Source organism: Pedobacter sp. UBA5917, from assembly GCF_002432345.1.
Taxonomy (GTDB): Bacteria; Bacteroidota; Bacteroidia; order Sphingobacteriales; family Sphingobacteriaceae; genus Pedobacter.
Map to the genome: position 1 here is coordinate 1 of NZ_DJDT01000370.1, position 6,973 is coordinate 6,973.

The following is a 6,973-nucleotide window of genomic DNA, read 5'->3' on the forward strand; positions in this document are numbered from 1 at the left end:
AGTACATTGGCCAACTCTGCATTCCATGCCTGATCTACAGCCATAGCAGTCATCTGTGCGTTTGCACTACCGCCATACTGTTGTTTCATTTGGTTTACACCTTGATCTACCTTTGGTCCGAACTCGTCGATATTGATGTCTTTACCATCAATAGATCCTACAACTTTTTGATTTGCCGACCAAAAAGGTTTACCCACGTTAATTGCATCACCTACTAAAAATGCAACAATTGCAAAACCGATAGCAAAGACCAGGATGTAGCCTGCGCGGTTACGCAAAAATGTCATTAATCCCATATTGTAATTATAAATTTATTTAGTTCTTTTTTAAGAGGGCGCAAGATACAAATTTGCCTTAAAAAAGAAAACACAAAATTTTATTTATCAAGCGCTTAATTATTAAGGGGATGTAAGAGGTAATATGGTTAATTGAAGATGGAAGCTTTACTGCTAAAATTACACTTAAAGCTATGGGTATTTCAATGAATTTGTTAATACATTTTCCATTTCACATCATCCATTTTACATCATGCTAGGGTGCTACCCCTTCTTTCATATTCAGCTCGCCGTTACCGCTATCCATTTCGTAGGTGCTAAAATCCTGCGGGGCTTTAAAATTAATGCCTTCACCAATACTGCCATCTGCACCTTTAACATAAACACGCTGATTGGAATAGAAATATTTTTTTGATTCGTCCCAGATCAGTTCCTGCGATGAAAAAGTATCGCCCTTGCTGTTTTTTACCACTACGTTTTTGCGGAATTCGGTTTTAAGCTCGGTATCTTTCCTAATGGCATAATCGCAAACCAGGTTACCATCAATAGTACCATTGGGATTATAAAAATCGATATTTACCCCTTTGATCATTTCCTGATAGGTACTTCCGTTGGCCGGTGTAACCTTATCCATTATCGGCGCGTAAGCTTTTGCTTTTACACGTGCCGAATCGCTATAAATGATTTCAACCCCCAGTGTCCTGTCGCGCGATAGGATGGTTTTGTTTATAGCAACCGAGCTAGCATTTTTCAGGTCGTCATCTCCACATGATGCCAAAAACAGGGGCAACACCAAGCACACACCATATAAAAGCGCTTTCAGTTTCATTAATCTACCCGATACTTACGGAACCAGGTATCGTTCAAAGTAAAACCTAAGTGGAAATTAATATACTGCTCTTTTACCAGACCATTGTTTAAGGTTCCTCTTTGTCCAACCTCGGTTGTAAAGTTGATTTTATAAAATGCGGTACCACCTGTTGCGCTAGGCAATGGAAAACCAAAACCTAAAGATGCACCCATTTGTTTAATATCCTGATTGTTGATTGTGATATAGGTTTTATCGTAACTCACACCTAAACGGTAATCGATACGTTTTAGGTAACTGTTGTACGAGTAGGCATCTGGTGTCCACTGACCGCCCAATGATGCTCCCCAGCTATCCTGTAAACCCTGGTTTACATCATTTATGCTTGTTTTAGACCATTTGCTCATTCTAAAATCAGCACCGATCAACCACTTATCATTCTGTTGGATCGCAATACCAAAATTATGCGTTAATGGCAAAGTAAGATTTGATTTACCATTGTTAATCGAGCTTAAAGTATCGATTGCTGTATTTTCATTTCCACTCTGATCCCTGGTGTACTGTGTGGCAAAAAACGATTGGGTTGAATTTACTTTACCAGAAGTGCTACCAGAGTAACCTAAAGTAACTACGGTTTTCTTTCCTACGTTGAAATCGTATTGTATACCGTAAGAGTAATTTAAACCACCTACACTGTTTTTGTTCTGTAGTTTAGCGTTTAAAGCACCAACGGACGCAAACTCGGTAGCCCTTGTAGTTTGCAGGTTACCAAAAATATATTCTACGTTACCACCGATCCTCAAGTGATCGCCAAAACGGTAGCCATAACCCAGATAAGCTTTTGACAGACCGCCTTCGCCTTCATACAACTGATCAACAGATGTGGTATCTACCTTAGTGGTGTTTTTGTAAGAGTAACCCAGATCTGAATAAGGCAAAATACCGAAACTCAAAGCCGATCTGCGTGTAACAGGTGTTGCAATGGCCAGGTGACTAAAAGTAGAGTTGAAGCTCGACTCGCTTAAACTGCCACGGCTTAAGTTAATTATACTTGCGCTCATCCCGATATCGAGCGTGGTAAGGTTGATAGTTCCATAAGATGCAGGGTTCTGCATATTGATATTATTAAAACCGGTAACCTTGCCAACAGCCGTAGAAATTCCACCCATTGCCCTAAACTGTGGCAATAAAGATCCTTTTATATTTCCAAGCCCATATCTTGAATATGGTGATGATGTGGTAACCTGTGCCTGCGCACCAAAACCACAAACTAGAACGAGTATGGCTGCAATATAATTTATTCTTTTGTACATTTTAATCTGCAATAGCTTCATTTAATCCTTTTAATACCAAGTATGGATCTTTTATAATTTGAGGCGCAAAGATGCTGTTTTGTAATTGTTTATACAAAAAATTAGCATCACCCCCTGTTATAATCACCTTTAAGGCACTTTCTTTTTTATTATTTAGGGCAATAAAGCCTTCAATTTCATTTAATATTCCCTGCAGAACACCGTTTTTAATGGCCGATAACGTGTCGGTTCCTTCCGGTATGCCTTCATTTTCATCCCATTCTACCAAGGGTAAACGGCCTGTAAAATCGTGCACAGCCTTAAAACGCATTTTTATCCCCGGACTTATGCTTCCGCCAAAATATTCTTTGTTCCGGCTCAGGGCATCGTAGGTAATACAGGTTCCGGCATCTACCACCAGGCTTGCGCCTGCAGGATATAGGCTATTGGCACCCAAAACCGCTGCCCATCTGTCCAATCCTAAGGTAACAGGTGTTTTATATCTGTTCTGCACACCGTTGGTCAACGATGTTGAAAAACGGATGTACTCGGTATGCTTTTTTAAAAATACTTCAAGTGGGCCAATTTCCTGGTTAACACTACTGATAATCGATTTTGTTGGCGAAAATTTTTCGATCAACTGTGCCAGATCAAGTATCCCCAGCTTGTTGAAACGCTGGTGGTGAACAATTTCCCTATTTGCAAAAACCGCAACCTTGGCAGCTGAATTCCCAATATCGATGCTTAGCCTGCGCATTCAAAATCTCCCCCGGCAAATAATATGTTCTTTAGAAATTCCAATGACTCCATTTTTTATCCAACAGATTAAAACTAAAAAAGCTTTAATTCTAAAATCATGCACAAAGCTATTAATCTTTGGCAAGTTTCGTTCTAGTTATTTGTTAAAAAAGGTTAAACAAACAGAAAATACTGGATAGAAAGGACAAATAAAAGGAACAATGTTTCGTAAAACCAGCGCTTTTTGGCATTGCTGAAATAGTAAGCCAACAGTACCGATCCGGGTGGTACGCAGAGCAGGAAATGCCAGGTACGGAAGTCGGGTTTAAGGTAAAAACTGGCGGCCGAAACAATGAACATGAAAAATAAAAGCTGAAAACTTTTTCTCGTACTGATAAAACTCCTGAAGAAATTTTCGCGTAGCTGGAGCGATGCCAATATGATAATAATTGCTACCGGAATCAGCACCAGATAATCGTTATAATTGATTTTAAACACCGAAGGGAATTTATTGCCCAATGGTTTCCAGATCTGGTAAAAAGAACTTAAATTATCGTTCCAATAGTAAAAAACAGCCAAAAAGAAGAATACGGTAATAAAACCGATAAGGCCGGCCACCCACTCGCGCCAGTTAAATGACCTGAAAAGCAGCAGCGCCAAAAAGATCATCAGCAGCATGGCCATAAACGGGAAATACACCAGCGTACCTATTGCGATAATCATTCCGATATCAAAAACAGTGGTGATGGAATTGGCACTTTTACCCAGTTTTAAAAATTTATCGATAATCCAGATCAACAGAAAATTGCAGATAAGTGCCGGCGAAAGGATCATAAACGGCATAAACAAACTTGTTCCGGTAATGAACATTAAACCGGGCAGAAAGCTTTGTTTACCCAATAAATTGTGGTTGTTTACAATCCGGTTGAAGATCAGGGCCTGAATATACACCAGAAGCGATGCAATAAAAATATTAGTGTAGGGTGTAAAAGCATCGTCCAGATCGATATTGATCAGCAGGCGGGCAAAGGGTTCCAAAAAATCGAAATTCAGCTTATCATGTGTTTCATGAAAGATGGCAATACGCAGGAAAAACGTATATGCCAACAGGAATACGAGGTTAATTGGACTAAGCTTTCTAAACTGATTAATCATGCCTTTTTAAAGAGTAGGCAAAGTAAAGAAAATAATTTTAGAGTGCGTAAGACTAAAGGAGAAAGACTAAAGACCAAAGCGGAAAGACTAAAGGGTAAAGACCAAAGATTAAAGGAGAAAGGCTAAAGAAGAGCGCCATCATCTCGACTGGAGCAACGCGAAACGGAGAGATCTATCTTGCAAGAAAGACCCTGAAACAAGTTCAGGGTGACGATTTGCAGGAGAGATTTGTGTAGATTTCTCGGCTTCGCTGCGTTCCGCTCGAAATGAAGGCGCAGAAAAACGCGTTCAGAACGACTGCTAATTGTTGGCTTAGGACTGTTGACTTCAGACTAAGGACTAATCCTAGCGTATTTCTTCACCATATCGTCGATAATCTGTGCAGTTTCATCCGGAAAATCGAACTCGTGTTTTTGAGGATTTTCTACCCAGTTTTTTATAACCGGCAGCCAGTTTCGGGTACTTCCCCAAATTACAGGCAGGCCAAACTGTTTTAAAGCGTAGGCATTACATTGCTGCTCGAACTGGAAACGCATAGGCGCAACCAGCAGTTTTTTCTTTAAATAAAGTGCTTCCGCAGGCCCTTCGAAACCGCCTCCGGTAAATAAACCCTCACAGGTAGCCAAACTTTTATTGAATTTTTCGTTGTTAACAGGCTCTACAAAAACATTTGCTTCCTGATAGGCTACTTTGCTGTGTTTAGAGAAAACCTGCCATTTAACATTTGGCAATTGCGTAAAAAGCTTTACCAAACGTTTATCATCAATAGCCGGAAGGTATACTGTATAATGACCTAAATTTTCACTTTTAAGGTTCCTGATCTCTGCCCTGATTACAGGCGTATGGATAAACGTATCATAACGGTCGAAATGGAAACCAATATGGTATTTGGTGGGGGCATAACGGCTTAAAATCAGTTTTCCCCAATCTAATGTTCTGGGGCGCGGTACTTTTTTTGATTTAAATGCCGCCTGATGGCTCAACGATACACATTCGATACCCTGCAGTTTACAGGCCCAGGCACTTACCGGTTCAAAATCGTTAACGATTAAATCGTATTCCTTAAGGGGCAGCTTTTTCATGTCTTTTCTAAAACGGAAAAGATTCATGTTCAGCCAGGTTTTATAATGGTCTACACCACCTTTTTTTCCAAAAATGAAACTGAAACCGTGTAATTGGTATTTTACGGGCTGACTCAATTTTACATCGGCCTGCGTACCACTTACCAGAATATCCAATTCGCCATATTTTTGAAGTAAAGGAATAATTTCCCTCGCCCTGCTGATATGACCGTTACCTGTTCCCTGTATTGCGTAAAGTATCTTCATTTATGCCCGAATATCTTAAATTATTGGGCAATTTCATATTTTATATTCTGCAAAAGAATATTTATGTCCAGTTTACTTTTTAAATCTTCAGCATCCGAAAGGATTCCTTCGTCCAATTGATCCTTGGTAAAGTTCTGGTGCTCATACTTAAATACGGTCCAGTTTTTATCATGGTATTCCAAAGCCGTTAAACTTTCCACCCAGTCGCCGCTGTTCAGGTAGGTTACTTTTCCATCCTCGGTGGTAATTTCGCGTTGCTCGGCCTGATGGATGTGTCCACAAACCACATATTCGTAACCTTTTTCTATCGCCAGTTCGGCAGCAGTTTGCTCAAAACTGTTAATGAATTTAACGGCATCTTTAAACTTTGCCTTAATTTTTTTCGAAAAGCTCATTTTTTCCCTCCCAAATGCGGTAAGCACCCAGTTTACAAAACTGTTGATCAGGATGAGCGTATCGTAACCCACTGCGCCCAGTTTGGCCAGCCATTTAGAATGCTGCATAGTTACATCGAAAACATCGCCGTGGAAAAACCAGGCTTTTTTATCATCTAGCTCTAAAATCAGTTTGTTCTGCAAATGAAAAGTACCCATCTCCATCCCATCAAATTTACGAAGCATTTCATCGTGGTTTCCGGTTAGGTAATGTACCTGAACCCCTTCTGAAACGAATTTCATCAGTTTACGGATCACCTTCATGTGCGACTCGGGCCAGTAACTTTTACTAAACTGCCAGATATCAATGATATCGCCGTTTAAGATCAAAGTTTTTGGTTTAATGCTTTTCAGATACTTTAAAAGTTCTTTTGCGTGGCAACCATAAGTGCCCAAATGCACGTCGGAGATTACGACTACATCGATATTTCTTTTATCCATAAAAGGGAAATTTTAGGGGGAAGGCTATTGTTACCGCCCGGTTAAAGCAGTTTAGAGTTAAATTAACGATGTTACCACTCTTCTTCCTCATCGAGTTTTACCTCAAAAGGGCTAAAGAAATAAAGTACAACAATTAATAAGCATACGGCAAAGAATGACTCTAACATATCACCTGATTTTTCATTACAAAGATAAGACACTGTATATCAAACAAATGTTACGACATTGTTAAATTTTATTACAACATAGTTTATTGGTTTATTTGTCATTAGTTCATTGGTGACTGCAAACTGGAGATGGGTTAATTGGTTAATTGTATGAATTGGTTAACTGAACCGAAAGCGTCATCTCGACTGAAACGTTCCGAATATTCGGGAGAGAGATCTATCTCGAGGCAGATCTCTCGGCTACGTTGCACTCCGTTCGAGATGACGACCGGAGGAAGGGATCGGACTCCAACTCTAGCGCAAGTCTTAGCGCCAATAGCCAAAAGCAAAGGCCT

At 39.9% G+C, this 6,973-nt stretch carries 7 protein-coding genes; all 7 read right to left on the reverse strand.

What is annotated here, in order from left to right; genetic code table 11:
• On the reverse strand, positions 1–296 hold a 296-nt coding region (locus B2V92_RS25715; RefSeq protein ID WP_293313502.1), incomplete at its 3' end, for a SurA N-terminal domain-containing protein.
• A gap of 235 nt (positions 297–531) precedes the next feature.
• The gene (locus B2V92_RS25720; protein WP_293313504.1) at positions 532–1,104 is read right to left on the reverse strand and encodes a hypothetical protein; all 573 of its coding nucleotides are present in this window, start codon (positions 1,102–1,104) and stop codon (positions 532–534) included.
• Positions 1,104–2,396 (reverse strand): OmpP1/FadL family transporter, encoded by a 1,293-nt coding sequence (locus B2V92_RS25725; protein WP_293313506.1) that lies wholly within the window; start codon positions 2,394–2,396, stop codon positions 1,104–1,106. The genes B2V92_RS25720 and B2V92_RS25725 overlap by 1 nt, the downstream gene beginning before the upstream one ends.
• Before the next feature lies 1 nt (position 2,397).
• Positions 2,398–3,132, reverse strand: a complete 735-nt coding sequence (locus B2V92_RS25730; RefSeq protein WP_293313508.1) for a type III pantothenate kinase — start codon at positions 3,130–3,132, stop codon at positions 2,398–2,400.
• Positions 3,133–3,287: 155 nt separating this feature from the next.
• Positions 3,288–4,268, reverse strand: coding sequence for a DUF6427 family protein (locus B2V92_RS25735; protein WP_293313510.1), 981 nt, complete (start codon positions 4,266–4,268; stop codon positions 3,288–3,290).
• Between the two features lie 332 nt (positions 4,269–4,600).
• Positions 4,601–5,596, reverse strand: a complete 996-nt coding sequence (locus B2V92_RS25740; RefSeq protein ID WP_293313512.1) for a glycosyltransferase family protein — start codon at positions 5,594–5,596, stop codon at positions 4,601–4,603.
• 20 nt (positions 5,597–5,616) lie between these two features.
• Positions 5,617–6,471, reverse strand: a complete 855-nt coding sequence (locus B2V92_RS25745) for a UDP-2,3-diacylglucosamine diphosphatase (protein WP_293313514.1) — start codon at positions 6,469–6,471, stop codon at positions 5,617–5,619.
• Between the last annotated feature and the right edge of the window lie 502 nt (positions 6,472–6,973).

Coding starts and splice junctions, on each gene's coding strand:
- B2V92_RS25720 (WP_293313504.1), bottom strand. CDS start 1,104: ATGAAACTGAAAGCGCTTTTATATGGTGTGTGCTTGGTGTTGCCCCTG.
- B2V92_RS25725 (WP_293313506.1), bottom strand. CDS start 2,396: ATGTACAAAAGAATAAATTATATTGCAGCCATACTCGTTCTAGTTTGT.
- B2V92_RS25730 (WP_293313508.1), bottom strand. CDS start 3,132: ATGCGCAGGCTAAGCATCGATATTGGGAATTCAGCTGCCAAGGTTGCG.
- B2V92_RS25735 (WP_293313510.1), bottom strand. CDS start 4,268: ATGATTAATCAGTTTAGAAAGCTTAGTCCAATTAACCTCGTATTCCTG.
- B2V92_RS25740 (WP_293313512.1), bottom strand. CDS start 5,596: ATGAAGATACTTTACGCAATACAGGGAACAGGTAACGGTCATATCAGC.
- B2V92_RS25745 (WP_293313514.1), bottom strand. CDS start 6,471: ATGGATAAAAGAAATATCGATGTAGTCGTAATCTCCGACGTGCATTTG.